The following is a 26,232-nucleotide window of genomic DNA, read 5'->3' as shown; positions in this document are numbered from 1 at the left end:
CGAGAGCCAGGTCGGAGAGGTCCGGGGGAGCGGACCGCGACCCACCGGGCGCGGTGGCGAGCACCAGCTCTTCGGCGGCGAGCGGAGTGGTGACCAGGCCGGCTCGGGCATGATCCGCGGGGGCCGCCGTCACCACGACGTCCACTGTGGACTCCACCACCGCGCACCCCGCCTCCGCGGCCGCCAGCCCGTGGATCTCCACCGCCAGGCCCGGGTGCGCGTCCCGCAGCTTGACCAGCACCCGGTGCAGGTCCGCCAGCAGCCCCGGGCAGACCCCCACCCGCACGCACCCGCCCACCGGGGAGACCACCGCGCGTGCTCGCTCCGCCGCCTCCAGGGCCGCCCGCGCGGCGGGCACGAAGGCCTCGCCCGCGGGCGTCAGCACCACGCGGTGGGTCGTGCGATGGAACAACGGCGTCCCCAGGTCGCGCTCCAAGGCTCTGACCACTGTGGACACCGTCGACTGGACCGTCCGCAGCCGCTGGGCCGCCGCCGTGAAGCCGCCTTCCTCGGCGACGGCCACCACCACCGCCAGCTGACGGAGTTCCATGTCAGCCGAGCACCTCGCGGACCAGCGCCGCGGTCTCGCTCGGCGTCCGCCCCACGCGGATGCCCGCCGCCTCCAGCGCCGCCTTCTTCGCGGCCGCCGTGCCCGACGAGCCGGAGACGATCGCGCCCGCGTGGCCCATCGTCCTGCCCTCCGGGGCGGTGAAGCCGGCGACGTAGCCGACGACCGGCTTGGACACGTTGGCCCTTACGAACTCCGCGGCTCGCTCCTCCGCGTCGCCGCCGATTTCGCCGATCAGGACGATCACGTCGGTCTCCGGGTCCTTTTCGAACGCTTCGACGGCGTCGATGTGCGTCGTTCCGATGATCGGGTCGCCGCCGATGCCGACGCACGTCGAGAACCCGACGTCCCGCAGTTCGTGCATGAGCTGGTAGGTCAGCGTGCCGGACTTCGACACCAGGCCGATCCGGCCCGGCCCGGTGATGTCCGCCGGGATGATGCCCGCGTTCGACCGGCCGGGGGAGATGATGCCGGGGCAGTTCGGCCCGATGATCCGCGTCCGCCCGCCCGCCGCGACGGCGTGGGCCCACAGCCGCGCGGAATCGTGCACCGGGACGCCTTCGGTGATCACCACCGCGAGCCCGATCCCGGCGTCCACCGCCTCGATCACCGCGTCCGCGACGAACGGCGGCGGCACGAACAGCACGCAGACGTCGGCGCCCGCCGAAGCCATCGACTCCGCGACGCTGCCGAACACCGGCAGCTCCCGGCCGGCGAGCTCCACCGTCTGCCCGGCCTTGCGCGGGTTCACCCCGCCGACGACGTTCGTCCCGGCGGCCAGCATCCGCCGGGTGTGCTTGGCGCCTTCGGAGCCGGTCATGCCGGAGACGACGATCCGGCTGGTCTCGTCCAGGAAGATGGCCACGTCAGACCTCCGCGATCGCGAGCTTCGCCGCCTCGCGGGCGGCGTCGTCCATGGTGGCCACGACGGTGACCAGGGGGTGGGCGGCTTCGGCGAGGATCCGCCTGCCTTCGGTGACGTTGTTCCCGTCGAGCCGGACGACCAGCGGCTTGGTCGCCCGTGGGCCGAGGACCTCCAGCGAGCGCACGATCCCGGTCGCGACGGCGTCGCACGCGGTGATGCCGCCGAAGACGTTGACGAACACGCTGCGCACGCGCGGGTCGCCGAGGATCACCGTCAGCCCGTTCACCATGACCTCGGCCGACGCGCCGCCGCCGATGTCGAGGAAGTTCGCCGGGCCGCGCGCGCCCGCCTCGGCCGCGGCCGCCGCCACGACGTCCAAAGTGGACATGACCAGGCCGGCGCCGTTGCCGATCACGCCGATGTCGCCGTCCAGCCGGACGTAGTTGAGTCCCTTCGCGTGCGCTTCCCGTTCGAGGGGGTCGCCGCCGTCGGCGTCGTCGAACGCGGTGGACCGCCGGAAGGCCGCGTTGTCGTCGAGGGTGATCTTCCCGTCCAGCGCGACGATGCCGGCCGATGTGCTCGCCAGGGGATTGACCTCGACGAGCGTGCAGTCTTCGGCGACGAACACCTCGCACAGCTTTTCGACGACCCCGGCCACCTCCGCCCGGACGTCGGCGGGAAACGCCGCCGCCACCTCGGCCGCGTCGACGCCGGTCAGCGGGTCGACCGGGACGCGCCGGAGTGCTTCCGGGTCCGTGGCCGCGACTTCTTCGATCTCCATCCCGCCGTGCACCGACGCCATGGCGAGGAACGTCCGCCCGGCGCGGTCGAGCAGGAAGGAGACGTAGTACTCCTCGGCGATCTCGCTCGCTTCGGTCACCAGGACGCGGTGGACGGTGTGGCCCTTGATGTCCATCCCGAGGATGTCGTCGGCGGCCTGTTCGGCGTCGTCGGCTGTATGCACCACGCGGACACCGCCCGCCTTGCCGCGGCCGCCGGTCTTCACCTGCGCCTTGACCACCACGGGCCCGCCGAGGGCCGCGGCCGCGGCGCGGGCTTCCGCCGGATCGGCGGCGACGCGGCCGCGGGGGACCGGTACGCCGTGCTTCTCGAAGAGGTCACGGGCTTCGTGTTCGAACAGGTCCATGCGGGGGCGTCCTTTCCGTGACGGGGCAGGGCAAGGGCGTGAAGTGGTGGTCCGCGGGGGCCGGCTCGAGGCCCGGGAAAAACCCTGCGGATAGCCCTGGACACGGGCTGCTTGAGGAGTGACTATATGCCTACCCCATACGGTATGCAATCTACAGTCTGCCGCGAAGAGGCCGCTGACCTCGGAGGACGCCGGCAGCGGCACGAGCGGACCCGGAAACGGACCGCCGGACAAGAGAGATCCGGCGGCGGACCAGAGGAGTTGAGCGATGGCGCTGACCACGACCGGCACGACCGCGGGGGAGAGTGCCCGTGCGACGAACGGCGCCGAGCCCGCGCCGGCCGAAATCTCCGGCGGGCACCTGGTGGCGAAGGCCCTGAAGGCCGAAGGGGTCGACACGATCTTCACCCTGTGCGGCGGCCACATCATCGACATCTACGACGGCTGCGTCGACGAAGGCATCGAGGTCATCGACGTGCGGCACGAGCAGGTCGCGGCGCACGCCGCGGACGGCTACGCGCGGATCACCGGCAAGCCCGGCTGCGCGGTGGTGACCGCCGGGCCGGGCACCACCGACGCCGTCACCGGCGTGGCGAACGCGCTGCGCGCGGAAAGCCCGATGCTGCTCATCGGCGGCCAGGGCGCGCTGACCCAGCACAAGATGGGGTCCCTGCAGGACCTCCCGCACGTGGACATGATGGCCCCGATCACCAAGTTCGCCGCGACCGTGCCGCACACCGCCCGCGTCGCCGACCTCGTGAGCATGGCCTTCCGCGAGGCCTACGCGGGCGCGCCAGGACCGTCGTTCCTGGAAATCCCGCGTGACGTCCTCGACGCCCGGGTGCCGCTCAGCCAGGCGCGCATCCCCGAAGCGGGCCGCTACCGCGCGTCGACGAAGAACGCCGGCGACCCGGCCGACATCGAGAAGCTCGCGGACCTGTTGGTGCACGCCAAGAAGCCGGCGATCCTGCTGGGCAGCCAGGTCTGGACCACGCGCGCGACCGAGCCCGCCGTCGACCTCGTGCGCACGCTGAACATCCCGGCGTACATGAACGGCGCCGGCCGCGGCACGCTGCCCCCGGGCGACCCGCACCACTTCCAGCTCTCCCGCCGGTACGCCTTCGACAACGCCGACGTCATCGTCATCGTCGGCACCCCGTTCGACTTCCGGATGGGTTACGGCAAGCGGCTGTCGAAGGACGCCACCGTTGTCCAGATCGACCTGGACTACCGCACGGTCGGCAAGAACCGCGACGTCGACCTCGGCATCGTCGGCGACGCCGGCCAGGTCCTCGCCGCCGTCGCCGAGGCCGCGTCCGGCCGCACCGACAACGGCGCCGTCGGCCGCAAGGCCTGGCTCGAGGAACTCCAGGCGGTGGAGGAGAAGGCGAAGCAGAAGCGGCTGCCGCTGCAGCACTCCGACGCGAGCCCGATCCACCCCTACCGGCTGGTCCACGAGATCAACGAGTTCCTCACCGAGGACTCGATCTACATCGGCGACGGCGGCGACATCGTCACCTTCTCCGGGCAGGTCGTCCAGCCGAAGTCGCCCGGCCACTGGATGGACCCCGGTCCACTCGGGACACTCGGCGTCGGCATCCCGTTCGTCATGGCCGCCAAGCACGCCCGGCCGGACAAGGAGGTCGTCGCACTCTTCGGCGACGGCGCGTTCAGCCTCACCGGCTGGGACTTCGAGACGCTCGTGCGGTTCAACCTGCCGTTCGTCGGGATCGTCGGCAACAACTCGTCGATGAACCAGATCCGCTACGGCCAGGCCGCGAAGTACGGCCTCCCGCGCGAGCGCGTCGGCAACACCCTCGGCGACGTCCGCTACGACGAGTTCGCGCGCATGCTCGGCGGCCACGGCGAAGAAGTCCGCGACCCGGCCGACATCGGGCCGGCACTGCTGCGGGCGCGGGAGTCCGGCAAGCCGTCGCTGATCAACGTCTGGGTCGATCCCGACGTGTACGCCCCCGGAACCATGAACCAGACCATGTACAAGTGAGCGGAGGCCAAGGCATGGGTAAGGCACTGGAGGGCGTGCGCGTCCTCGACATGACGCACGTGCAGTCCGGTCCGTCGTCGACGCAGCTGCTGGCCTGGCTCGGCGCGGACGTGATCAAGCTCGAAACCCCCGGCCGCGGCGACATCACCCGCGGGCAGCTGCGCGACCTGCCCGGGGTGGACAGCCTCTACTTCACGATGCTGAACGCGAACAAGCGCAGCATCACGCTCAACATGAAGAGCGAAGAGGGCAAGGAGATCTTCGAAAAGCTGGTGTCCGGTGTGGACGTCCTGGTCGAGAACTTCGGCCCCGGCGTCGTCGACCGGTTCGGCTACCCGTGGGAGAAGCTGGCCTCGCTCAACCCGCGGCTGGTCTACGCCTCCATCAAGGGGTTCGGTCCCGGCCGCTACGCCGACTTCAAGGCCTACGAGGTGGTCGCGCAGGCCATGGGCGGCGCGATGAGCACCACCGGCTTCGAAGACGGGCCGCCGACCGCGACCGGGGCGCAGATCGGCGACTCCGGCACCGGCATCCACCTGGTGGCCGCCATCCTCGCCGCGCTGTACCAGCGGACCTCCACCGGCCGCGGCCAGCGCGTCCAGGTCGCCATGCAGGACGCCGTGCTCAACCTGTGCCGGGTCAAGCTGCGGGACCAGCAGCGGCTCACCCACGGCCCGCTCGGGGAGTACCCGAACGAGCACTTCGGCGACGAGGTCCCGCGGTCGGGCAACGCTTCCGGCGGCGGGCAGCCCGGCTGGGCGGTGAAGTGCGCGCCCGGCGGCCCGAACGACTACATCTACGTGATCGTCCAGCCACCGGGCTGGGCCCCGCTGGCCAGGCTGATCGGCCGGGGTGAGCTGGCCGACGACCCGGCGTGGGCCACGCCCGAGGTCCGGCTGTCCAAACTGGACAAGATGTTCGCCCTCGTCGAGGAGTGGACCGAGAAGCACACCAAGTGGGAAGTGATGGAACAGCTCAACGCCTGCAACATCCCGTGCGGGCCGATCCTGTCCACCAAGGAGCTGATCGAGGACGAGACGCTGGCCGAGCTCGGCTCGGTCGTCGAGGTGCCGCACCCGGAACGCGGCGCGTTCAAGACGGTCGGCTGCCCGCTCAAGCTGTCCGACTCGCCGGTCGACATCGAACGCTCGCCCCTGCTCGGCGAGCACAACGACGAAGTGCTCGCCGAACTCGGCTACGGCGAGGCGGATCTCGAGAAGTTCCGCGCCGCGGGGGTGATCTGAGTGGCGGATCGCGCGGCGGTCGAAAAGATCCTCGACCAGGTGGCGGCCGAAGGGCGGTCCTCGCTGACCGCGCCCGAGGGGCGTGCGGTGTGCGAGGCATACGGTATCCCGACCCCCGCCGAGCGGCTGGCGACCTCGGCCGAGGACGCCGTGGCCCACGCCGAGGCCATCGGCCTGCCGGTGGTGCTCAAGATCGTCTCCCCGGACATCCTGCACAAGACCGAGGCCGGCGGCGTGCTCGTCGGCCTTCAGGACGCCGAAGCCGTGAAGGCGGGTTACGAAAAGATCGTCGAGAACGCGAAGGCGTACGACGCCGACGCGCGCATCCTCGGCGTCCAGGTGCAGCAGATGCTCACCGAGGGGCAGGAGGTGATCATCGGCTCGGTCACCGACCGGACCTTCGGGAAGGTGGTCGCGTTCGGCCTCGGCGGCGTGCTCGTGGAGGTGCTCAAGGACGTCACCTTCCGGCTCGCGCCGACGACCGCCGAGGAAGCGCTGTCGATGGTCGACGGTATCCAAGCGGCCGAAATCCTCCGCGGCGTGCGTGGCTCGGATCCTGTCGACCGCGACGCGCTCGCGGGGGTGATCACCGCCCTCGGCGAGCTGGTCACCGACTTCCCGCAGCTGTCCGAGGTGGACCTCAACCCGGTGCTCGCCACCGCGCGCGGCGCGACCGCGGTCGACGTCCGCGTCCTGGTCGACCCGGACGCGGCGAAGGAGCCGCAGCGGTTCACCCAGGAGGAGATCCTCGCGTCGATGAACCGGATCATGAAGCCGGCCTCGATCGCGGTGATCGGCGCGTCGGCCGAAGCCGGGAAGATCGGCAACTCGGTGATGAAGAACCTGGTCAACGGCGGCTACGCGGGCGAGATCCACCCGATAAACCCGAAGGCCGCCGAGATCCTGGACCGCAAGGCCTACCCGAGCATCGCGGACGTACCCGGCGACGTCGACGTCGCGGTCTTCGCCATCCCGGCGAAGTTCGTCCCCGCGGCGCTGGAGGAAGCCGGGAAGAAGGGCGTCGCCGGGGCGATCCTCATCCCGTCCGGCTTCGGCGAGACCGGCAACATCGAGCTGCAGGACCAGGTCGTCGCGATCGCGCGCAAGCACGGCGTGCGGGTCCTCGGCCCCAACATCTACGGCTACTACTACACGCCGGAGAACCTGTCGGCGACGTTCTGCACGCCGTACGACGTCAAGGGCGGTGTGGCCCTCTCGTCCCAGAGCGGCGGCATCGGGATGGCGATCCTGGGGTTCAGCCGCTCGGCGAAGATGGGCGTCTCCTCGATCGTCGGCGTGGGCAACAAAGCCGACATCGACGAGGACGACCTGCTCACGTTCTTCGAGCACGACGAGAACACCGAACTCATCGCCATGCACCTGGAGGACCTGAAGGACGGGCGCGCGTTCGCGGAGACGGCGAAGCGCGTCTCACAGCGCAAGCCGGTCGTGGTCCTGAAGGCCGGCCGGACGTCGCAGGGCGCGAAGGCGGCCAGTTCGCACACCGGCGCGCTGGCCGGGAACGACAAGGTCTACGACGACATCCTGCGCCAGAGCGGCGTGGTTCGGGCACCCGGGCTCAACGACATGCTCGAGTACGCCCGAGGCATCCCGCTGCTGCCCGCGCCGAAGGGCGAGAACGTCGTCATCATCACCGGCGCCGGCGGCTCGGGCGTGCTGCTGTCGGACGCCTGCGTCGACAACGGGCTGCGGCTGATGGAGATCCCGCCGGACCTCGACACCGCGTTCCGCGAGTTCATCCCGCCGTTCGGCGCGGCGGGCAACCCGGTGGACATCACCGGCGGCGAACCGCCGTCGACCTACCGCAACACGATCGCGCTCGGCCTCGAGGACGACCGCATCCACGCGCTGATCCTCGGCTACTGGCACACCATCGTCACCCCGCCGATGGTGTTCGCGGAACTCGTCTCCGAAGTCGTCGGCGAGTACCGCGCGAAGGGGATCCACAAGCCCGTCGTCGCTTCGCTTTCCGGCGACGTCGAAGTGGAGGAGGCGAGCGCCTACCTCTACGACCACGGGGTCGTCGCCTACCCGTACACGACCGAAAAGCCGGTGGCGGTGCTCGGGGCGAAGTACCGCTGGGCGCGGGCCGCCGGCCTGCTCTGAACGTCCTCCACAGGGGCTGGCCCATCCACACGGAAAGGACGAAGATCCACCGCACGACGGCAGCAGAGGGACACGAGTCAACGGTGACGGAAGAGAACTCTTATGACCGCAGCCACGTACCAGGAGATAGTTGACGAGAACGGAAGAGTCTACCGAGTAGGTGAGTCCCCACAGGACATCATGGGGCGCTCACGCAGCTGGATGGTCTGGCTGCCCTGGATCGCCATGATGGCGGTCAGCGTGTTCGAGTACGGCTGGGGCGCCGTCGAAGGCACGCTGGAGGAGAAGTACGGCTGGACGCTGTCGGACGCGTTCTGGCTGGCGAGCGTCTGGGCGGTCTTCCAGGCCGGCGTCGCGTTCCCGGCGGGCCGGCTCCGGGAGAAGAACGTCGTCTCGGCGAAGACGGCGATGCTGTTCGGCGCGCTGTTCAGCGGCATCGGCTACTTCACCATCGCCCACAGCGGCAACCTGACGCTGGCGTTCATCGGGTACTCGGTCCTCGGCGGCACCGGCGCCGGGCTCGTGTACGCGACCTGCATCAACATGGTCGGCAAGTGGTACCCGGAGAAGCGCGGCGCGCGCACGGGGTTCGTGAACGGCGGCTTCGCCTACGGCTCGGTGCCGTTCATCTACCTGTTCAGCGCGTTCCTCGGGCACGAGAACGTCACCGGGGTGCTCGACGGCATCGGCCTGTACATGCTGCTCGTCGTCGGCGTGTGCGGGTTCCTGTTCAAGGACCCGCCGAAGAGCTGGTGGCCGAAGGAGATCGACCCGCTGACTTGGGCCAAGGGCAAGGCCGGGGTGAAGACCCTCGCCAAGAACCCGCCGGCGGTCCGGCAGTACACGCCGATGGAGGCGATCCGGACCGGCATGCTCCCGCTGATGTGGGTGTGCCTGGTGATCATCGGCGGGGTCTCGCTGTTCGGCATCAACTTCCAGGTGCCGTTCGCGAAGGAGAGCCACTTCGGCGCGTTCGTCGCGGCTTCCTCGGCCGGTGTGCTGGCCATCGTCAACGGCACCGGCCGCGCGGTCGTCGGCTGGGCGTCGGACAAGATCGGGCGACGGCAGACGCTCACGCTGGTGCTGGTGATCGCGGCCGGCGCGCAGTTCGGCGTGCTGTACGCCGGGAACACGCACAACCTGGTGCTGTTCATGGTGTTCGCGTTCCTGACCGGGTTCGGCGGCGGGGCGTTCTACCCGTTGTTCGCGGCGCTGGTGCCGGACTACTTCGGCGAGAACAACAACGCGTCGAACTACGGCCTGGTCTACAGCGCCAAGCTGGTCGGCGGCGTCGGTGGTGGCGGGCTCGCCGCGGGCGTCATCAGCGCGTGGGGCTACACCGGCGCATACGTCCTCGCCGGGTGCATCGCGCTCCTGTCCGCGGTGCTGACGCTGTTCCTGCGCCAGCCGGGCCGGCCACGACACCAGCTCGCCGAAACCGAGCTGGTGGCGCGGCCGTCAGCCGCCGCGGGCGGCTGAGCTCCCGGTGCGCTCCCCGGTCCCGCGGCAATCAGGACCGGGGAGCGTCCGGGCGTTCGTGGTAGGCCTGGCGGGTCCGTTCGGTGTGCTTGGCCATGATCTGCTCCGCGGCTTCGGTGTCGCCGTCGGAGATGGCGTGGATCAGCTCGTCGTGCTCGCTCCACGCGTCCCGCCCGCGGGGCCGGGCGATCGGCGTGTAGTACCAGCGGACCCGGCGGTCGACCAGGCCGATCAGCTCCGCCAGCACGGCGTTCCCCGACAGTTCGGTGATAAACGCGTGGAGGGCGGCGTTGGCCGCGACCAGGCCTTCGGTGTCCTCGGCGTGCAGCGCCTGGACGCCGACCTGCTGCAGGTCCCACAGCCGCCGCACGTCCTGCGGGGTGGCATTGGCGGCGGCGAGCTTCGCGGAGTGCGTCTCCAGCACGCTGCGGACGCTCAGCAGCTGGTCGGCCTCCTCGTCGGTCGGCAGGTGCACGAACGCGCCCTGCGCGGGGCGGAGGTCGACCCAGCCTTCGCTCTGCAGCCGCTGCAGGGCTTCCCGCACCGGCTGCCGGCTCACGCCCAGGTACTCCGCCAGGTCGGCTTCGACCAGGTGCTGCCCGGGTTCGAGGGTGCGGTTGATGATCAGCTCGGCGAGGGCTTCGTAGACGACCTGCCGCAGCGGCGCCGGGCGTTCGACGCGCTTGGCGGGCGTCGAGCCGAGTGAGCCTTTGGCCGTGCGGCGGCCGGACGGGCCGCGGTCTTGGAGCGGGGAAGCGGGCTGGCTCACGGGACACCTCGAAGGGGAGAGGAACGCGATGATCTGAGATCAGGATACAGGTTTTGGTATGCAAAATCCCAGAATCTCACCCGGTCGGGATTTCGACTGCAAAAGACACTCGGCCTCTGGTCTGCGTAACGGATCCAGGATACTGTATGCAATCACGTGCTCGACCGAAGTGGGAGGCACATCATGAAGGTGGCTGTTCTCGGGGCCGGGGCGATCGGCGCCTACGTCGGGGCCGCGCTCCACCGCGGCGGGACCGAGGTGCACCTGATCGCCCGGCGGGCCCACCTCGAGGCGATGCGCGAGCACGGCGTCCGCGTGCTCAGCCCGCGCGGCGACTTCACCGCGCACCCCCACGTCACGGACGACCCGGCCGAAGTCGGCGAAGTCGACTTCGTCTTCCTCGGCCTCAAGGCCAACTCCTACGCCTCGTGCGGGCCCCTGCTCGCGCCGCTGCTCGGCCCGGAGACGGCGATCGTGGCCGCGCAGAACGGCATCCCGTGGTGGTACTTCCACGGCCTCGACGGACATCCGCTGGAAGGGCGGCGGGTCGAGACGGTCGACCCCGGCGGCTCGGTGACCGCGGTGCTCGAGCTGCGCCGCGCGATCGGCTGCGTCGTCTACTGCTCGACGGTCATCGAGGAGCCGGGCGTGATCCGGCACCTGGAAGGCACCCGGTTCTCCCTCGGCGAGCCGGACGGCGAGATCTCCGCGCGCTGCAAGGTGCTCAGCGCGGCGATGATCGCCGGCGGGCTCAAGGCGCCGGTCGAGCCCCGCCTGCGCGACGACATCTGGATCAAGCTGATGGGCAACGTCGCGTTCAACCCGCTGTCCGCACTGACCCGGGCGACCATGGCGCAGATGTGCGAGCACGACGACACGCGCGCGCTCGTCGCCACGATGATGACCGAGACCCTCGCCATCGCCCGCGCCGCGGGCAGCGACCCGAAGGTCTCGGTCGAGAAGCGCATCGACGGCGCCTGGCGCGTCGGCCACCACAAGACGTCGATGCTGCAGGACCTCGAAGCAGGCAAGCCGCTGGAGACCGACGCGATCATCGGCGCGGTCGTCGAGCTGGCGGCGCTGACCGGCGTCCCCGCGCCGGCGCTGCGCCACGTCCACGCCGCCATCGGCCTGCTCGGCCACACCAGCACGACGCCCGTCCCCGTCGGGTCGCACTGAACCGGAGGTGCCCGTGAAGCGCAAGAAGACCGAGCCGTACGTCCGGCTCACCCAGCCGCTCGTGCGCGATTCCGGCGTGCTGCGCCCGGCGACCTGGGAGGAGGCCCTGGACCGGGCCGCCGCCGGGATCCGCCGGACCCTCGAGACCAAGGGGCCCGAGGGCTTCGGGATGTTCTCGTGCGCCCGCGCGACCAACGAGATGAACTTCGTCGCGCAGAAGTTCACCCGCGCGGTGATCGGCACGAACAACGTCGACTCGTGCAACCGCACCTGCCACGCGCCGAGCGTCGCCGGACTGGCGCGGGTGTTCGACAGCGGCGGCGGGACGTCGTCCTACCAGGAGATCGAGGACGCCGACGTCATCGTGATCTGGGGCGGCAACCCGCGCGAAGCGCACCCGATCTTCTTCCAGCACGTGCTCAAGGCCGTCCACAAGGGAGCGAAGCTCTTCGTCGTCGACCCGCGCCGGACGAGCACCGCGAGCTGGGCGCACCGGCAGCTGCAGCTCGAAGTCGGCACCGACATCCCGCTCGCCCACGCGATCGCGCGGGAGATAATCCACTCCGGACTCGCCAACACGGCGTTCATCGAGCGGGCCACCGAGGGGTTCGCCGTCTTCGCCGCGTCGGTCGAGCCGTGGACCCTGGAGGTCGCGGAGAAGACGACGGGCGTGCCGGCCGAGCTGATCCGCGAACTCGCCCACGCCTACGCCCGCGCCGACCGCGGCCAGCTGTCGTGGACGCTCGGGATCACCGAGCACCACAACGGCACCGACAACGTCCTGGCGCTGATCAACCTGTCCCTGCTGGCCGGTCAGGTCGGCCGGTACGGCGCCGGGCTGAACCCGTTGCGCGGGCAGAACAACGTCCAGGGCGGCGGCGACATGGGCGCCATCCCCGACCGGATGCCCGGCTTCCAGGACGTCCTCGACGCGGACGTCCGCGCGAAGTTCGACGCGGCCTGGGGCTCGTCGATCCCGCCGCACAAGGGCCTCAACCTCACGCAGATGCTCGACGCGATGGAACGCGGCGACCTGACCTGCGTGTACATCATCGGCGAGAACCCGGTCCAGTCCGAAGCGGACTGCGAGCACACGATCAAGCGGCTGGCCAACGTCGACCACCTCGTGGTGCAGGACATCTTCCTCACCAAGACCGCGCAGCTGGCCGACGTCGTGCTGCCGGCGTCGGCGGCCTGGTGCGAGAGCGACGGCACGTTCACCAACTCCGAACGGCGGGTCCAGCGCGTCCGCAAGGCCCTCGAACCGCCGGAAGGCGCGCGCGACGACATCGAGCTGCTGTCGGAGCTGGCCCGCCGGCTCGGCCACGACTGGCACTACACCGGCGGCGAAGAGGTCTGGGACGAGCTGCGTTCGCTGTCCCCGATGCACGCCGGGATGTCCTACGCACGGCTGGACGAACTCGGCGGAATCCAGTGGCCGTGCTACTCCGAAGACACGCTGGAGCCGACGTTCCTGCACGGGCGGCTGTGGGCCGAAGACCCGGCCGAGCGCGGCCGCCCGGCGCCGTTCACGGTGATCGAGCACAGCCCGCCGGTCGACCTGCTCACCGAGGAGTTCCCGATCCGGCTCACCACCGGCCGGCGGCTGGACTCCTACAACACCGGCGTCCAGTCCGGTGGGTTCCCGTCCCCGCTGCGGCAGGGCGAGACCCTGGACCTCTGCCCGGAGGACGCCCGCGCGCTCGGCGTCACCCCGGACGAGCTGGTCCGCATCACCTCGCGGCGCGGCGAAATCGTCGCACCGGTCCGGCTCGACAAGGGCCTGAAACCGGGGCTGGCGTTCATGACCTTCCACTTCCCGGACGAGATCGACGTCAACGTCATCACCATCGAGGCGACCTGCCCGATCGCCGGGACCGCGGAGTACAAGGCCGCGGCGATCCGCGTCGAGAAGCTCTCGGAAGCGGGAGTCTGAAGTGGACCTCAAGCTCTTGGACGCCGTCGCGTCGCGGGAAGAGAAGGAGGCCGTCGCGGGGTTCGCCGGCGGCGGCCGCGACCAGTTGCTGCCCGCGCTGCACGCGGTGAACGACCGGGTCGGCTGGATCAGCCAGGGCGCGCTGAACCTGATCTGCGAGACGTTGCACGTGCCGCCCGCCGACGCGTACGGCGTGGCGAGCTTCTACTCGTTGTTCGCGCTGGCGGAGCGCCCGGAGCGGGTCGTGCACGTGTGCACGGACCTGGCATGCCGGGTGAACGGCGCGGAGACCGTGTGCGACGTCCTCACCGAGCACGTCGGCGCCGCGGGGAAGGCGCGCGGCGGGGTCACGTGGCTGCGCAGCCCGTGCCTCGGCGTCTGCGAACGGGCCCCCGCGGCGCTGACGTTCCAGGCGGGTGACCCGGCCACGACCGAGCTGGTCGCCCCGGCCACCGGCGCGTCGGCCGTGCTGGCCGCACAGCGGGAACCGTCCGCTTCGGACGGTGCCGCGCCGGTGATCCACCAGAAGCAGGGATTGCGGCTGTTGCGCCGCGTCGGCGTCGTCGACCCGTCCAGTTTGGATGAATACCGCGCGACCGGCGGCTACGCGGCCCTGCGGAACGCCTTGCGAATGGGGGAGGCCGCAGTGCTGCGGGAGGTCACCGACTCCGGCCTGCTCGGCCGCGGCGGGGCAGCGTTCCCGACCGGGCGGAAGTGGGCGGCCACGGCCGCGCAGCCCGCCGGACCGCACTACCTGGTGTGCAACGCCGACGAGAGCGAACCGGGCACGTTCAAGGACCGGGTGCTGCTCGAAGGGGACCCGTTCGCGCTGGTCGAGTCGATGACGATCGCCGCGTTCGCGATCGGCGCCCGGCAGGGGTACGTCTACCTGCGCGGCGAGTACCCGCGGGCGCTGCGCCTGCTGCGCAACGCGCTGGCGGTCTGCCGGGAGCGCGGCGTCCTCGGCACGGACATCATGGGGCACACCGGGTTCTCGTTCGACATCGAGATCCGGCGCGGGGCCGGCGCGTACATCTGCGGCGAGGAAACGGCGATCTTCAACTCGATCGAAGGCTTCCGCGGGGAACCTCGCACGAAGCCGCCGTTCCCGGTCGAGAAGGGGCTGTTCGGCAAGCCGACCGTGGTCAACAACGTCGAGACGCTGGTGAACGTGCCGCTGATCCTCACCGAGGGCGCGGCCGCCTACCGGTCGATCGGGACCGAAGGCTCGGCCGGGCCGAAGCTGTTCTGCCTGTCCGGCAACGTCGAACGCCCCGGCGTCTACGAAGTGCCGTTCGGCACGACGCTGCGTGAGCTGCTCGCGCTGGCCGGGGGAGTCCCGGAAGGACGCTCGCTGCGCGCGATCCTGCTCGGCGGCGCGGCGGGCGGGTTCGTCCGGCCGGACGAGCTGGACCTGCCGCTCACGTTCGAGGACGCCCGGGCGGCGAAGACGACGCTCGGCTCCGGCGTCGTGCTGGTGCTCGACGACCTGGCCGATCTCGGCGGGTTCCTGCTGCGGATCGCGGAGTTCTTCCGCGATGAGTCGTGCGGGCAGTGCGTCCCGTGCCGGATCGGGACGGTCCGCCAGGAGGAGGCGATCCGGCGCCTCCTCGCGGTCGGCTCGGAGGAGCGGCCGCTGCTGCGGGATGTGGGCGGGGTCATGCGGGACTCGTCGATCTGCGGTCTCGGGCAGACCGCGTGGAACGCCATCGAGTCCGCCATCGACCGGTTGGGAGCACTGCAGTGACCATTGTGGACATCGGGATTCCGAAGCGGCTGGTCGAGTTCACCGTGGACGGCGAGACCGTCCGGGTGCCCGAGGGGTCGACGATCCTCGACGCGTGCACCGCGGCGGGCAAGGAGATCCCGACGCTCTGCTACGGCGACACCCTCGAACCGGCGAACGCCTGCCGCGTCTGCATGGTGGAGGTCGAGGGCTCGCGGACGCTGGTGCCGTCGTGCTCGCGCAAGGCCGAGCCGGGCATGGTGGTGCGCACCGATTCCGAGCGGACCCGGACCAGCCGCAAGGTCGTCCTGGAACTGCTCGGCTCCGCGACGGATCTCTCGACCACCCCGCACGTCGACCGCTGGATGGCGGAGACCGGCGCGGACCCGTCCCGCTTCGGCCCGGACGCGGCGACCGTCGCGCAACCGGCCATTGTGGACAACGAGCTGTACGTCCGGGACTACGAGAAGTGCATCCTCTGCTACAAGTGCGTCGACGCGTGCGGTGAGCAGTGGCAGAACTCGTTCGCCATCACCGTGGCGGGCCGGGGCTTCGACGCGCGGATCTCGACCGAGTTCTCGAACCCGCTGCCCGACAGCGCGTGCGTGTACTGCGGCAACTGCGTCGAGGTCTGCCCGACCGGCGCGCTGAGCTTCAAGCGCGAGTACGACAAGCGGGCGGACGGTTCCTGGGACGAGTCCCGGCAGCAGCAGACGACGACGGTGTGCACGTTCTGCGGGGTCGGCTGCAACCTGACGCTGCACGTCCAGGACAACGAGATCGTCAAGGTCACCTCCCCGCACGAGAGCTCGGTGACGCACGGCAACCTGTGCATCAAGGGCCGGTTCGGCTGGCAGCACGTCCAGAACCGGTAGCTCGGCCGCCACGATTCCCGCGCAGTCAGGTGCGCGTCCGGAACACCAACTCGCCAGAGGTCAGGGGTCCGGCAAGGTCGAGGCGGCGCTCCTGGTCCGCAGCCGCTGGCACCATCCCAGCTCACCGGGCGCACCCGCCCTGAAGGGGCATGGTCGATCGGCGGCCCGGTATGTCATGAACGGGTCGTTCACCTCGTCAGACGACAGGGTCCCGGCGGCAGGGCCGATCCGCCGATCCGCGATGTCATGAATGAGTCATTCACCTCACCAGACGACATGAATGACCCATTCACGACATTCCCGCGACGCTGGGCAGACCACGCGGCCAGCCTGCGGCCGGTCACCCGCTCGCCGGCGCGACTTTGCCGGGACCCTGTCGTCAGACGACGTGAACGAGTCGTTCATGACATCTCCCGCGCTGAGGCGCCGTGGCTCGACGAGCCGCGGCGCCTCTGTCGTCTCCGGGCGTTGACCCCGCCGCAGGTCACCGGCTATTCTCGATATGCGAAAGAAAGATTCCGTATAGCGAAATTTGAGGTAGCGATGCCCGAGCACTCCCTGCCGTACGTCGTCAACCTGTCGCTGCTGTTCAAGGAGGTCCCCCTCCTCGAGCGCGCGGCGGCCGCGCGGGCGGCGGGCTTCACCGACGTCGAGTACTGGTGGCCGTTCGAGTCCGCCGTACCCGCGCGGGACGAGGTGGACGCCTTCGTGAAGAGCCTGGACGGCGTCCGGCTGCGCGGGCTGAACTTCTTCGCCGGGGACATGGCGGCGGGGGAGCGGGGCCTGGTGAGCTGGCTCGGCCGCGAGGCGGAGTTCGCCGACAGCCTGGTCGTGGCGCTGGGCATCGCCGAACGTACCGGGTGCCGCAGCTTCAACGCCCTCTACGGCAACCGGCTCGACGGCGAAGACCCGGTCAAGCAGGACGACCTGGCGCTCACGCACCTCGCCACCGCCGCGGAGGCCGCCGCGAAGATCGGCGCGCAGCTGGTCCTCGAACCGCTTTCCGGCGCGGACCGCTACCCGCTCAAGACCGCCGCGGACGCCGTGGCCGTGCTCGACGACCTCGGGCGCGACAACGTGCGGCTGCTGGCCGACCTGTACCACCTGGCAGTCAACGGCGACGACCTGGACGCGCTCGCGACGACGCACATTTCCCGGATCGGGCACGTGCAGATCGCCGACGCGCCCGGGCGCCACCAGCCCGGCACCGGCGCGCTGGATCTCGAAGGACACCTCGCGAAGCTGCAGGACGCCGGCTACGACGGGTTCGTCGGGATCGAGTACGTCCCGGAGCCCGACACCGAAACGTCGCTGGACTGGCTGCCGAAAACCCGAAGGGGACGAGCATGAAACTGGGATTCATCGGACTGGGCGTGATGGGCGCCCCGATGGCCGCGCACCTGGTCGCGGCCGGGCACGACGTCAGCGGCTTCGACGTGCACGCCGCGGCCGGCGAGAAGCTCGCGGCCGCCGGCGGGCGCGCCGCGACGAGCGTCGCGGACGCCGTGGCCAGCGTCGACGTCGTGATCACGATGCTGCCGAACCACCCGCAGGTCGAGGAGGTCGTGCTGGCCGCCGGTGGCGTGCTCGACGCCGCCGAGCCCGGCGCGCTGCTGATCGACATGAGCACCATCCGGCCCGAGACGTCGATCGCGATCGCCGAAGCCGCGCGGGACAAGAAGATCCGCGTGCTCGACGCGCCCGTGTCGGGCGGCCAGGCCGGGGCCGAGCAGGCGTCGCTGTCCATCATGGTCGGTGGCGACGCGGCCGACTTCGAGGCCGCCAAGCCGGTGTTCGACGCGGTCGGCAAGACCATCGTGCACGTCGGCCCGCACGGCGCCGGCCAGGTCGTGAAGGCCGCCAACCAGCTCGTCGTGGGCGGGATCTACGGCCTGGTCGCCGAGGCGATCGTGCTGCTCGAAGCGTCCGGTGTGGACGCCGCCACCGGCCTCGACGTGCTCGCCGGGGGACTGGCGGGCAGCCGGATCCTCGAGCTCAAGCGCAAGTCCATGGTGGACCGCCAGTTCGCGCCCGGGTTCCGGATCGACCTGCACCACAAGGACATGGGGATCGCGCTGGCCGCCGCCCGGCAGGCCGACGTCGCGCTCCCGCTCACCGGGCTGGTCGCCCAGCTCGTCGCCGCCGGCCGCGCCATGGGGTACGGCTCCCTGGACCACTCGGCCTTGCTGAAGGTCGTCGAACAGTTGTCGGGCCGTGTCCCGGCGGAGGTGTGACATGCCCAGAATCCCCGCGATGCAGGCGGTCGTCGACGTCCTGGAAAGCGAAGGCGTCGACACCGTCTTCGGCTGCCCGGGCGCCGCGATCCTCCCGCTGTATAACGCCCTACAAGGCCGGGCGATCGAGCACCTGATCGTCCGCCACGAAGAGGGCGCAACGCACATGGCCGACGGCTGGGCCAGGACGAACGGCAACGTCGGCGTCGCCATCGGCACGTCCGGCCCGGCCGGGACGAACATGATCACCGGGCTCTACACCGCCCACGCGGACTCGATCCCGATGATCTGCATCACCGGCCAGGCGGCGACGACGAAGCTGCACCAGGAGGCCTTCCAGGCCGTCGACATCGTCGAGATCGCCAAGCCGGTGACGAAGTGGGCGGTGCAGGTCAAGGAGGCCGCGCAGCTGCCGTGGATCTTCCGCGAGGCGTTCCGGATCGCCCGTTCGGGGCGGCCCGGCCCGGTGCTGATCGACCTGCCGATCGACGTCCAGAAGCAGGACATCGAGTGGGACTCCTCGATCGACTCGCCGCTGCCGGTGACGGCCGTGAAGCCCGCGTCCGCGCGGGTCGAGCGAGCCCTCGACATGCTGCTGGCGGCCGAACGGCCGATCATCCTGGCCGGCGGTGGCGTCGTGCTCGGCGAGGCGAGCGAGCAACTGCGGGCGGCGGCCCAGCGCCTGGACGTCCCGGTCCAGGTGACGCTGATGGGCAAGGGGAGCTTCCCCGAAGACCACGAGCTGTTTGCCGGGATGGCCGGCATCCAGACGTCGCAGCGCTGGGCGAACGCGGCGTTCCTGGAGTCCGACCTCGTGCTGGCGCTGGGCGCGCGGTTCGGCGACCGGCACACCGGTGAGCTGTCGGTGTACCGCGGCGACCGGAAGTTCATCCACGTCGACATCGAGCCCACGCAGCTGGGCAAGGTTTTCGGGCCCGACCTCGGGATCGTCTCGGACACGCGGGAGTTCCTGGACGCGCTGCTGGTGGCGCTGGAACACCGCGAACCGAAGGCGCGCAGGGAGTGGGTCGGCCGGATCGCGGAGCTGAAGGAAGCGCTTCCCCGGCGCGAGGACTTCGACACGTTGCCGATCAAGGCGCCGCGGGTCTTCAAGGAGATCAACGAAACCTTCGGCGAAGACACCTACTTCGTCACCGCGATCGGGCTCTACCAGATCTGGTCGGGCCAGTTCCAGAAGGCGCACAAGCCGCGCCACTACCAGGTCTGCGGCCAGGCCGGCCCGCTCGGCTGGGAGATCCCCGCCGCCATCGGGGTCAAGAAAGCGCGGCCGGAAGCCGAAGTCGTCGGGGTGGTCGGCGACTACTCGTTCCAGTTCCTCGTCGAGGAGCTGGCGGTCGCCGCCCAGTACGACGTCGGGTTCGTGCTGATCATGCTGAACAACGAGTACCTCGGCCTGATCCGCCAGGCCGAGACCGGGTACGACATGAACTTCGAGGTCGACATCCACTACGACTCGAACGGCACGGACAACGTCAAGATCATGGAGGCCTACGGCTGCTCCGGCACCCGCGTGCACGAGCCGGGCGAGATCCGGACGTCGCTCGAATGGGCCCGCAAGGAGGCCGAGCGCACCAGCCGCCCGGTCCTGGTGGAGATCATGATCGAGCGCGAGGGCAACGCCGCCATGGGCGCCGCGCTCGACGCCGTGAAGGAGTTCGAACCCGCGTAACACCCCGCGTGACCACGGCCGCCGCGCGAGACCCTGACCTTGCGCGGCGGCCTTTCCGCGTCCGCGATCAGCGTGTTGTCGGAAAGTACAAACCGGGGCCGTAAATTCACCCGTCTTTCAGGGGTTTTGCCGTGGTCCCGGCCACACCCGAGCGTGTGTACTCCTTGACGAAGCAGCCCCGAAAGGACGTCCACAGTGGAATTCCTCCGACCCGCCTCGCTGGCCGACGCGCTCGCCGCGCGTGCCGCGAACCCCGGTGCGGTCCCGATCGCCGGCGGCACGGACGTGATGGTCGAGCTCAACTTCGACCACCGCCGTCCGGAGTCGCTGCTCGACCTCGGCCGCGTCGCCGAGCTGCACGAGCACGGCACCGACAACGGCCGGATCCGGCTCGGCGCGGCCGTGCCCTACACCCGGATCATCGCCGAACTGGGCACGCAGCTGCCCGGCCTGGCGATGGCCGCGCGGACCGTCGGGTCCCCGCAGATCCGCAACCGCGGCTCGGTGGGCGGCAACCTGGGCGCGGCTTCGCCCGCGGGCGACTCGCACCCGGCGCTCCTGGCGGCCGACGCCGAGGTCGAAATCGCGTCGGTGCGCGGCACCCGGATCGTGGCCGCGAAGGACTTCTACGTCGGGGTCAAGCGCAACGTCCTGGAGCCGGACGAACTGATCACGGCCGTGCTGCTCGAACCGGCCACCGGGCCGCAGCAGTTCAGCAAGATCGGCACCCGCAACGCGATGGTCATCGCCGTCGCCGCGTTCGGCCTGGCCCTGCACCCGGCGGAGCAGCGCGTCGGCACCGGTGTCGGCTCGGCCGCGCCGACGCCCCGGCGCGCGCTCGACGCCGAGGAGTTCCTGGCCGGGGAGCTGGACTGGGAGGCGCGCCGGCCGGTGACCGACTCGGTGAAGCGCCGCTTCGGCGACCTCGTCGCCGCGGCCGCGTCGCCGATCGACGACGTCCGGGGCAGTGCGGCCTACCGGCGCCATGCCCTGGGGGTCATGGCGCGGCGCACGCTGACCTGGGCCTGGACGGAATACTGCGGAGGGAGCGCGAAGTGCGCGTGAACGTCACCGTCAACGGCGAATCCCGCCGGGCGGACAACGTCTGGGAAGGCGAGAGCCTGCTCTACGTGCTGCGCGAGCGGCTCGGCCTGCCGGGCTCGAAGAACGCCTGTGAGCAGGGTGAATGCGGTTCCTGCACGGTCTACCTCGACGGCGTCCCGGCGTGCGCGTGCCTGGTCGCGGCCGGGCAGGCCGAGGGCCGCGACGTCGTTACCGTCGAAGGCTTGGCGGCGGGGGACGACCTCGACCCGGTCCAGGAGTCGTTCGTCGAGAAGGGCGCCGTGCAGTGCGGGTTCTGCACGCCCGGCCTGCTGGTCGCGGCGCACGATCTGATCGAGCGCGTCCCGGACCCCAGCGACGTCGAGATCCGCGAGGCCCTGGCGGGGAACCTCTGCCGCTGCACCGGGTACGAGAAGATCCTCGACGCCGTCCGTGACGCGGCCGCGAAGAAGGCCGTCCGATGAGCGCGCCCGCCCGCTCCTCGCAGGAGCTGCACGACACGATCGCCGGCGGCATCGGGGAGAGCCCGCTGCGCCCGGACGGCACGCTGAAGGTCCGCGGCGAATTCGCGTACTCCTCGGACCTGTGGCACGAGGACATGCTGTGGGGCGCCACGCTGCGCAGCCCGCACCCGCACGCCCGGATCGTCCGCCTCGACGTCTCCCGCGCGCTCGCCCAGCCGGGCGTCCACGCGGTGCTGACCCACGAGGACGTACCCGGCGAGAACGTCTACGGCCTCAAGTACCAGGACACCCCGGCGCTGGCCGACGGCCTGGTCCGCTACCAGGGCGAGCCGATCGCCATCCTGGCCGCCGACCACCCGGAGATCGCGCGGCAGGCGCTCAAGGAGATCGTCGTCGAGTACGACGTCCTCGAGCCGATCACCGACCCCGAGCGCGCCGCACACGACGACACCCTGCCGAAGCTGCACCCGGGCGGAAACCTGGTACGCCACCAGCGGATCGTCAAGGGCGACCCGGCCGCGACTGCCGACGTCGTGGTCTCCGGCGTGTACGAGATCGGCATGCAGGACCAGGCGTTCCTCGGGCCGGAGTCCGGGCTCGCGGTGCCGGCCGAGGACGGCGGCGTCGACCTCTACCTGGCCACGCAGTGGCTGCACGTCGACCAGCGCCAGACGGCGAAGGCGCTCGGCCTGCCGCTGGAGAAGGTGCGGCTGACACTGTCCGGGGTCGGGGGCGCGTTCGGCGGCCGCGAGGACCTGTCGATGCAGATCCACTCGTGCATGCTCGCGCTGCGCACCGGACGCCCGGTGAAGATGAGCTACAACCGCCTGGAGTCGTTCTTCGGGCACGTCCACCGCCACCCGGCGAAGATGTACTACGAGCACGGCGCCACGCGCGACGGGAAGCTCGTCTACGTTCGCGCGAGGATGTACTTCGACGGCGGCGCGTACGCGTCCAAGACCCCGGTCGTGGTCGGCAACGGCACCACGCTCAGCGTCGGCCCCTACGATGTACCGAACGCCCACATCGAGGGCTGGGGTGTCTACACCAACAACCCGACCTGCGGCGCGATGCGCGGGCTCGGCGCGGTCCAGCCGACGTACGCCTACGAGTCCCAGATGGACAAGCTGGCGTCCGCTTTGGACCTGGACCCGGCGGAACTGCGGATCCGCAACGCGTTGAGCGAAGGGTCCACTGTGGTCACCGGACAGGTCGTGGACTTCCCGGCGCCGGTGGCCGAGCTGGTGCAGCGGGTCCGCGACCTGCCGCTGCCGCCCGAGCCGACGGGGGAACGCGACATCCGCGAACTGCCCGGCGGTGCGTCCAACACCACCCACGGCGAAGGGGTCGTGCGCGGCGTCGGTTACGGCGTCACGATCAAGAACATCTCCTACGCCGAGGGTCTCGACGACTACTCGACCGCCCGCGTCCGCCTGGAGGTGCTCGGCGGCGAGCCGGTGGCCATGGTGCACACCGCGGCGGCCGAGGTCGGCCAGGGGCTCGTCACCCTGCAGCAGCAGATCGCCCGCACCGAACTGGGCCTGACCCGGGTCAGCGTGCACCCCGCCGACACGAGCGTCGGTGACGCGGGCTCCAGCTCGGCGTCGCGCCAGACCTACGTCACCGGCGGCGCGGTCCGCAACGCCTGCCGCGCGGTCGCCGAGGCCGTCTACGCACGGCTCGGGGTGTCCGCCGAAGGCATGTCCCTGGTGGGCGGCAAGGTCGTCGCGGCCGACGGCGAAGTCGTCGCGGACCTGGCCGAACTGCTGGGGGACACCGCGATCGAGGAAACCCGCGAGTTCCACCACCGCCCGACCTACCCCCTGGATCCGGAGACCGGCCAGGGTGACGCTCACGTGCAGTACGGCTTTTCGGCCCACCGCGCGGTGGTCGACGTCGACCTGGACCTCGGCCTGGTCAAGGTCGTCCAGCTCGACTGCGCCCAGGACGTCGGCAAGGCGATGAACCCCGACGCCGTCGTCGCCCAGATCCAGGGCGGGTCGGCGCAGGGCCTCGGCCTCGCCGTGATGGAGGAGATCCTGGTCAAGGACGGCAAGGTGCGGAACCCGTCGTTCACCGACTACCTCATCCCGACCATCCTCGACATGCCGCCGATGCGCGTCGACGTCCTCGAACGCCCCGACCCGCACGCGCCCTACGGCGTCCGCGGCGTCGGCGAACCCCCGACGATCTCCGCCACGCCGGCGATCGCCAACGCCATCCGCGCGGCCACCGGCCTCGAGCTGCCGCGCGTCCCGATCCGCCCCGAGCACATCACAGGAGTTTGAGATGACCACGTCGCTTTCCGTCGAGCAGGAGTGGCTCGACCAGGCCATCCGCATCGCGGAGACCAACGTCGCGAACGGCGGCGGCCCGTTCGGCGCGCTGATCGTGCGCGACGGCGAGGTCGTCGCGACCGGCGTCAACCGCGTCACCGCGAACCTCGACCCGACCGCGCACGCCGAAGTCGTCGCGATCCGCGCGGCCTGCCAGGCGCTCGGCACGTTCAAGCTGGACGGCTGCGTGCTCGTCTCCAGCTGCGAGCCGTGCCCGATGTGCCTGTCCTCGGCGCTGTGGGCGCGCGTGGACAAGGTCCTCTTCGCCGCCGACCGCGACGACGCGGCCAAGGCAGGCTTCGACGACCGCGCCTTCTACGAACTCTTCGACCGTCCCCGCGAAACGTGGACGGTACCCGTGACCCGACTGTCCACGAAGGACGGTTTCGCCCCCTTTGCGGCCTGGCTCGACAAGGCCGACCGCACCGACTACTGACCCACAAGGCCAGCTGACCGGAGCACAACCGAATCGAACGTCCCGCTCGGCCAGGCACGGCGTGGTGCCTGGCCCTGGCCGAGCACACCCACCGGCAAGGGCAGGACGCATGACCCAGACCGAAGTCCCCACCCCAGTAGTCGACGAAGTACCGCCCCAACGCCGATCGCTGCTCGACAAGCTGTTCGAGCTGCGAGCCCGGCAGAGCACGATCGGCCGCGAAGTCCGCGGCGGCGTCACGACGTTCGTCGCGATGGCGTACATCGTGCTGCTCAACCCGCTCATCCTCGGCGCCTCCGCCGACATCACCGGCGCCCGGCTCTCCGCGGCGCAGGTGACCACCGCGACGGCGCTGGCCGCCGCCGTGATGACCGTCCTCATGGGACTCGTCGGCAACGCGCCCCTCGCGCTGGCCGCCGGGCTCGGCATCAACGGCATCGTCGCCTTCCAGATGGCCCCGTCGATGACGTGGGCGCAGGCGTTCGGGCTGGTCGTGCTCGAAGGCGTCTGCATCGTGCTGATGGCCGTCAGCGGCGTCCGCGAACGGATCATGAACGCCATCCCGCGGCCGCTCAAGATGGCGATCACCGTCGGGATCGGGCTCTACATCGCCCTGGTCGGGCTGGTCAGCGCCGGGTTCGTGACCCGGATGCCGGACGCGGCGCAGACCACGGTCCCGGTGCGCCTCGGGGCGAGCGGGCACCTGCACGGCTGGCCGATCGTCGTGTTCTGCTTCGGGCTGCTGCTGATGATCGTGCTGCTGGCCCGCAAGGTCCCGGGCGCGGTGCTGATCAGCATCGGGGTCGCCACCCTGTTCGCCGTCGTGCTGCACGAAGGATTCGGCGTCGGTGGCTGGGGTCTCACGACGCCGGCACTGCCGGACCACGTCGTCGCGGCACCGGACTTCGGGCTCTTCGGCCACATCGACCTGTTCGGCGGGTTCGCGTCGGCGGGCGCGCTGGCGGCCACGGTGTTCCTGTTCACGCTGGTGCTGTCCGGCTTCTTCGACGCGATGGGCACGATCACCAGCGTCTCGGACGAGGCCGGGTTGTCACAGAACGGCAAGGTCCCGCGGATGGGCCGGATCCTGCTGGTCGACGGCGCGGGCGCGATCGCCGGCGGAGTCACCGGTTCGTCGCCCAACACGGTGTTCCTGGAATCCGCCGCCGGCGTCGGTGAAGGCGCCCGGACCGGTCTCGCGAGCGTCGTCACCGGGCTGCTGTTCGCCGGGACGCTGCTGTTCACGCCGCTCGCCGGGGTGGTCCCGGCTCAGGCCGCGGCGCCCGCGCTGGTCGTCATCGGCGGCATGATGGTCGCGCAGTGCCGGAACATCCCGTGGAACGACCCGGACTACACGATCCCGGTGTTCCTCACCGCGGCCCTGATCCCGTTCACCTATTCGATCACCAACGGCGTCGGCGCCGGCCTGATCGCGTTCGTGCTGATCAAGATCGGCCGCGGCAAGTGGCGCGAGGCCGGCTGGCTGCTTTCCCTGCTGGCACTGGTGTTCGCGGTGTACTTCGCCGTCGACGGCGTCGAAGCCCTCTTCCGCTAAGGAGATCCCCGTGGCCCTGATGTTCTTCAACGGCGGCGCCATGCGCGGCGAACCGCTGCACCACCTCCTCGACGGCTCACCGTTCATCGGCACCGCGCGCACCGCGGCGAAGTACCGGTTCTACGCCGTCGGTTCGCAATGCCCGGCGCTGTACCCGGTCTCGCACGGCGGTGCCGAGGTGACCGGCGAGGTGTACGACGTCTCGCTGGACGACCTGCGCGACAAGGTGCTGCCGTCCGAGCCGCACGAGCTGGAGCTGGGCGTCGTGGAGCTGTCCGACGGCAGTTCGGCGTTCGCGATGCTGCTGCGGCGGCCCTACACCTCACACGTCGCCCTGCGGGACATCACCGAGATCGGCGACTGGCGGGCGTACAAGGCGAGCGCGTGAAGGTCCTCGTCGCGCCGGACAAGTTCAAGGGGTCGCTGACCGCGGCCGAGGTGGCGTCGGCGGTGGCGGCCGGCCTCGCCGACGCCTGCCCGTCGCTCGAGGTCGCGACCCTGCCGGTGGCGGACGGCGGCGACGGCACGGTCGACG

The 26,232-nt window shown here is 70.6% G+C and carries 22 protein-coding genes; 18 read left to right on the top strand and 4 right to left on the bottom strand.

The features are described from left to right. The 3 genes from G3I65_RS43480 to sucC all read right to left on the bottom strand — a co-directional run. Positions 1-550, bottom strand: a 550-nt coding sequence (locus G3I65_RS43480) for a LysR family transcriptional regulator (protein WP_160701272.1), incomplete at its 3' end; no start/stop codon positions are given. Between the two features lies 1 nt (position 551). Then, the gene (gene sucD, locus G3I65_RS43475; protein ID WP_160701271.1) at positions 552-1,433 is read right to left on the bottom strand and encodes a succinate--CoA ligase subunit alpha; all 882 of its coding nucleotides are present in this window, start codon (positions 1,431-1,433) and stop codon (positions 552-554) included. Between the two features lies 1 nt (position 1,434). After that, positions 1,435-2,580 (bottom strand): ADP-forming succinate--CoA ligase subunit beta, encoded by a 1,146-nt coding sequence (sucC, locus tag G3I65_RS43470; RefSeq protein WP_160701270.1) that lies wholly within the window; start codon positions 2,578-2,580, stop codon positions 1,435-1,437. Positions 2,581-2,848: 268 nt separating this feature from the next. Between sucC and G3I65_RS43465 the strand changes: the two genes are divergently transcribed. The 4 genes from G3I65_RS43465 to G3I65_RS43450 all read left to right on the top strand — a co-directional run bounded on the left by G3I65_RS43465 (position 2,849) and on the right by G3I65_RS43450 (position 9,435). After that, positions 2,849-4,585 carry a thiamine pyrophosphate-binding protein gene (locus tag G3I65_RS43465; RefSeq protein WP_203612670.1) on the top strand — a complete coding sequence of 579 codons (1,737 nt, stop codon included), beginning with the start codon at positions 2,849-2,851 and terminating at the stop codon, positions 4,583-4,585. A gap of 14 nt (positions 4,586-4,599) precedes the next feature. Beyond that, the gene (gene frc, locus G3I65_RS43460; RefSeq protein WP_160701269.1) at positions 4,600-5,829 is read left to right on the top strand and encodes a formyl-CoA transferase; all 1,230 of its coding nucleotides are present in this window, start codon (positions 4,600-4,602) and stop codon (positions 5,827-5,829) included. Next, the gene (locus G3I65_RS58925; RefSeq protein ID WP_160701268.1) at positions 5,830-7,956 is read left to right on the top strand and encodes an acetate--CoA ligase family protein; all 2,127 of its coding nucleotides are present in this window, start codon (positions 5,830-5,832) and stop codon (positions 7,954-7,956) included. A gap of 102 nt (positions 7,957-8,058) precedes the next feature. Continuing rightward, on the top strand, positions 8,059-9,435 hold the full coding sequence (locus tag G3I65_RS43450; RefSeq protein ID WP_160701267.1) for an OFA family MFS transporter: 1,377 nt from the start codon (positions 8,059-8,061) through the stop codon (positions 9,433-9,435). A 31-nt stretch (positions 9,436-9,466) separates the two neighbouring features. Here G3I65_RS43450 and G3I65_RS43445 read toward each other — a convergent pair whose 3' ends face one another. Beyond that, positions 9,467-10,204 (bottom strand): GntR family transcriptional regulator, encoded by a 738-nt coding sequence (locus G3I65_RS43445; RefSeq protein WP_160701266.1) that lies wholly within the window; start codon positions 10,202-10,204, stop codon positions 9,467-9,469. 183 nt (positions 10,205-10,387) lie between these two features. On the opposite strand from G3I65_RS43445, the gene G3I65_RS43440 reads away from it, so the two are divergent. The 14 genes from G3I65_RS43440 to G3I65_RS43375 all read left to right on the top strand — a co-directional run. Further along, entirely contained in the window at positions 10,388-11,383 is a 996-nt protein-coding gene (locus G3I65_RS43440; protein WP_160701265.1) for a 2-dehydropantoate 2-reductase, read from the top strand. Positions 11,384-11,396: 13 nt separating this feature from the next. Next, the gene (locus tag G3I65_RS43435) at positions 11,397-13,319 is read left to right on the top strand and encodes a molybdopterin oxidoreductase family protein (RefSeq protein WP_160701264.1); all 1,923 of its coding nucleotides are present in this window, start codon (positions 11,397-11,399) and stop codon (positions 13,317-13,319) included. Between the two features lies 1 nt (position 13,320). Next, positions 13,321-15,066 carry an NAD(P)H-dependent oxidoreductase subunit E gene (locus G3I65_RS43430; RefSeq protein ID WP_160701263.1) on the top strand — a complete coding sequence of 582 codons (1,746 nt, stop codon included), beginning with the start codon at positions 13,321-13,323 and terminating at the stop codon, positions 15,064-15,066. Continuing rightward, on the top strand, positions 15,063-15,920 hold the full coding sequence (locus G3I65_RS43425) for a 2Fe-2S iron-sulfur cluster-binding protein (protein ID WP_160701262.1): 858 nt from the start codon (positions 15,063-15,065) through the stop codon (positions 15,918-15,920). Before G3I65_RS43430 ends, G3I65_RS43425 begins: the two co-directional genes overlap by 4 nt. 543 nt (positions 15,921-16,463) lie before the next feature. Then, positions 16,464-17,270: a hydroxypyruvate isomerase family protein gene (locus G3I65_RS43420; RefSeq protein ID WP_160701261.1), complete on the top strand. Its 807-nt coding sequence runs from the start codon at positions 16,464-16,466 to the stop codon at positions 17,268-17,270. Continuing rightward, positions 17,267-18,154: a 2-hydroxy-3-oxopropionate reductase gene (locus G3I65_RS43415; RefSeq protein WP_160701260.1), complete on the top strand. Its 888-nt coding sequence runs from the start codon at positions 17,267-17,269 to the stop codon at positions 18,152-18,154. Before G3I65_RS43420 ends, G3I65_RS43415 begins: the two co-directional genes overlap by 4 nt. A gap of 1 nt (position 18,155) precedes the next feature. Then, on the top strand, positions 18,156-19,844 hold the full coding sequence (gene gcl / locus G3I65_RS43410) for a glyoxylate carboligase (protein ID WP_160701259.1): 1,689 nt from the start codon (positions 18,156-18,158) through the stop codon (positions 19,842-19,844). Positions 19,845-20,039: 195 nt separating this feature from the next. Continuing rightward, the gene (locus G3I65_RS43405) at positions 20,040-20,909 is read left to right on the top strand and encodes a xanthine dehydrogenase family protein subunit M (RefSeq protein ID WP_160701258.1); all 870 of its coding nucleotides are present in this window, start codon (positions 20,040-20,042) and stop codon (positions 20,907-20,909) included. Next, positions 20,900-21,370, top strand: a complete 471-nt coding sequence (locus G3I65_RS43400) for a (2Fe-2S)-binding protein (protein ID WP_160701257.1) — start codon at positions 20,900-20,902, stop codon at positions 21,368-21,370. The genes G3I65_RS43405 and G3I65_RS43400 overlap by 10 nt, the downstream gene beginning before the upstream one ends. Continuing rightward, positions 21,367-23,658, top strand: a complete 2,292-nt coding sequence (gene pucD, locus G3I65_RS43395; protein WP_160701256.1) for a xanthine dehydrogenase subunit D — start codon at positions 21,367-21,369, stop codon at positions 23,656-23,658. The genes G3I65_RS43400 and pucD overlap by 4 nt, the downstream gene beginning before the upstream one ends. Before the next feature lies 1 nt (position 23,659). After that, complete coding sequence (locus tag G3I65_RS43390) at positions 23,660-24,142, top strand: nucleoside deaminase (RefSeq protein ID WP_160701255.1); 483 nt, start codon at positions 23,660-23,662, stop codon at positions 24,140-24,142. A gap of 109 nt (positions 24,143-24,251) precedes the next feature. Then, positions 24,252-25,697, top strand: a complete 1,446-nt coding sequence (locus tag G3I65_RS43385; protein WP_160701254.1) for an NCS2 family permease — start codon at positions 24,252-24,254, stop codon at positions 25,695-25,697. A 10-nt stretch (positions 25,698-25,707) separates the two neighbouring features. Next, positions 25,708-26,085: a gamma-glutamylcyclotransferase gene (locus tag G3I65_RS43380; protein ID WP_160701253.1), complete on the top strand. Its 378-nt coding sequence runs from the start codon at positions 25,708-25,710 to the stop codon at positions 26,083-26,085. Continuing rightward, positions 26,082-26,232, top strand: a 151-nt coding sequence (locus G3I65_RS43375; protein ID WP_160701252.1) for a glycerate kinase, incomplete at its 3' end; no start/stop codon positions are given. The genes G3I65_RS43380 and G3I65_RS43375, both read left to right, overlap by 4 nt.

Source organism: Amycolatopsis sp. SID8362 (genome assembly GCF_010550475.1).
GTDB lineage: Bacteria > Actinomycetota > Actinomycetes > Mycobacteriales > Pseudonocardiaceae > Amycolatopsis > Amycolatopsis eburnea.
Note: the sequence above shows the minus strand (reverse complement) of the source record. Positions and strands in the feature narration are given on the sequence as shown.

What these genes read in the sequence shown, in the direction of transcription:
- sucC (WP_160701270.1), bottom strand. Translation starts at nt 2,580, where the DNA reads ATGGACCTGTTCGAACACGAAGCCCGTGACCTCTTCGAGAAGCACGGC.
- G3I65_RS43390 (WP_160701255.1), top strand. Translation starts at nt 23,660, where the DNA reads ATGACCACGTCGCTTTCCGTCGAGCAGGAGTGGCTCGACCAGGCCATC.
- gcl (WP_160701259.1), top strand. Translation starts at nt 18,156, where the DNA reads ATGCCCAGAATCCCCGCGATGCAGGCGGTCGTCGACGTCCTGGAAAGC.
- frc (WP_160701269.1), top strand. Translation starts at nt 4,600, where the DNA reads ATGGGTAAGGCACTGGAGGGCGTGCGCGTCCTCGACATGACGCACGTG.
- pucD (WP_160701256.1), top strand. Translation starts at nt 21,367, where the DNA reads ATGAGCGCGCCCGCCCGCTCCTCGCAGGAGCTGCACGACACGATCGCC.
- G3I65_RS43420 (WP_160701261.1), top strand. Translation starts at nt 16,464, where the DNA reads ATGCCCGAGCACTCCCTGCCGTACGTCGTCAACCTGTCGCTGCTGTTC.
- G3I65_RS43450 (WP_160701267.1), top strand. Translation starts at nt 8,059, where the DNA reads ATGACCGCAGCCACGTACCAGGAGATAGTTGACGAGAACGGAAGAGTC.
- G3I65_RS43465 (WP_203612670.1), top strand. Translation starts at nt 2,849, where the DNA reads ATGGCGCTGACCACGACCGGCACGACCGCGGGGGAGAGTGCCCGTGCG.
- G3I65_RS43415 (WP_160701260.1), top strand. Translation starts at nt 17,267, where the DNA reads ATGAAACTGGGATTCATCGGACTGGGCGTGATGGGCGCCCCGATGGCC.
- G3I65_RS43440 (WP_160701265.1), top strand. Translation starts at nt 10,388, where the DNA reads ATGAAGGTGGCTGTTCTCGGGGCCGGGGCGATCGGCGCCTACGTCGGG.
- G3I65_RS43385 (WP_160701254.1), top strand. Translation starts at nt 24,252, where the DNA reads ATGACCCAGACCGAAGTCCCCACCCCAGTAGTCGACGAAGTACCGCCC.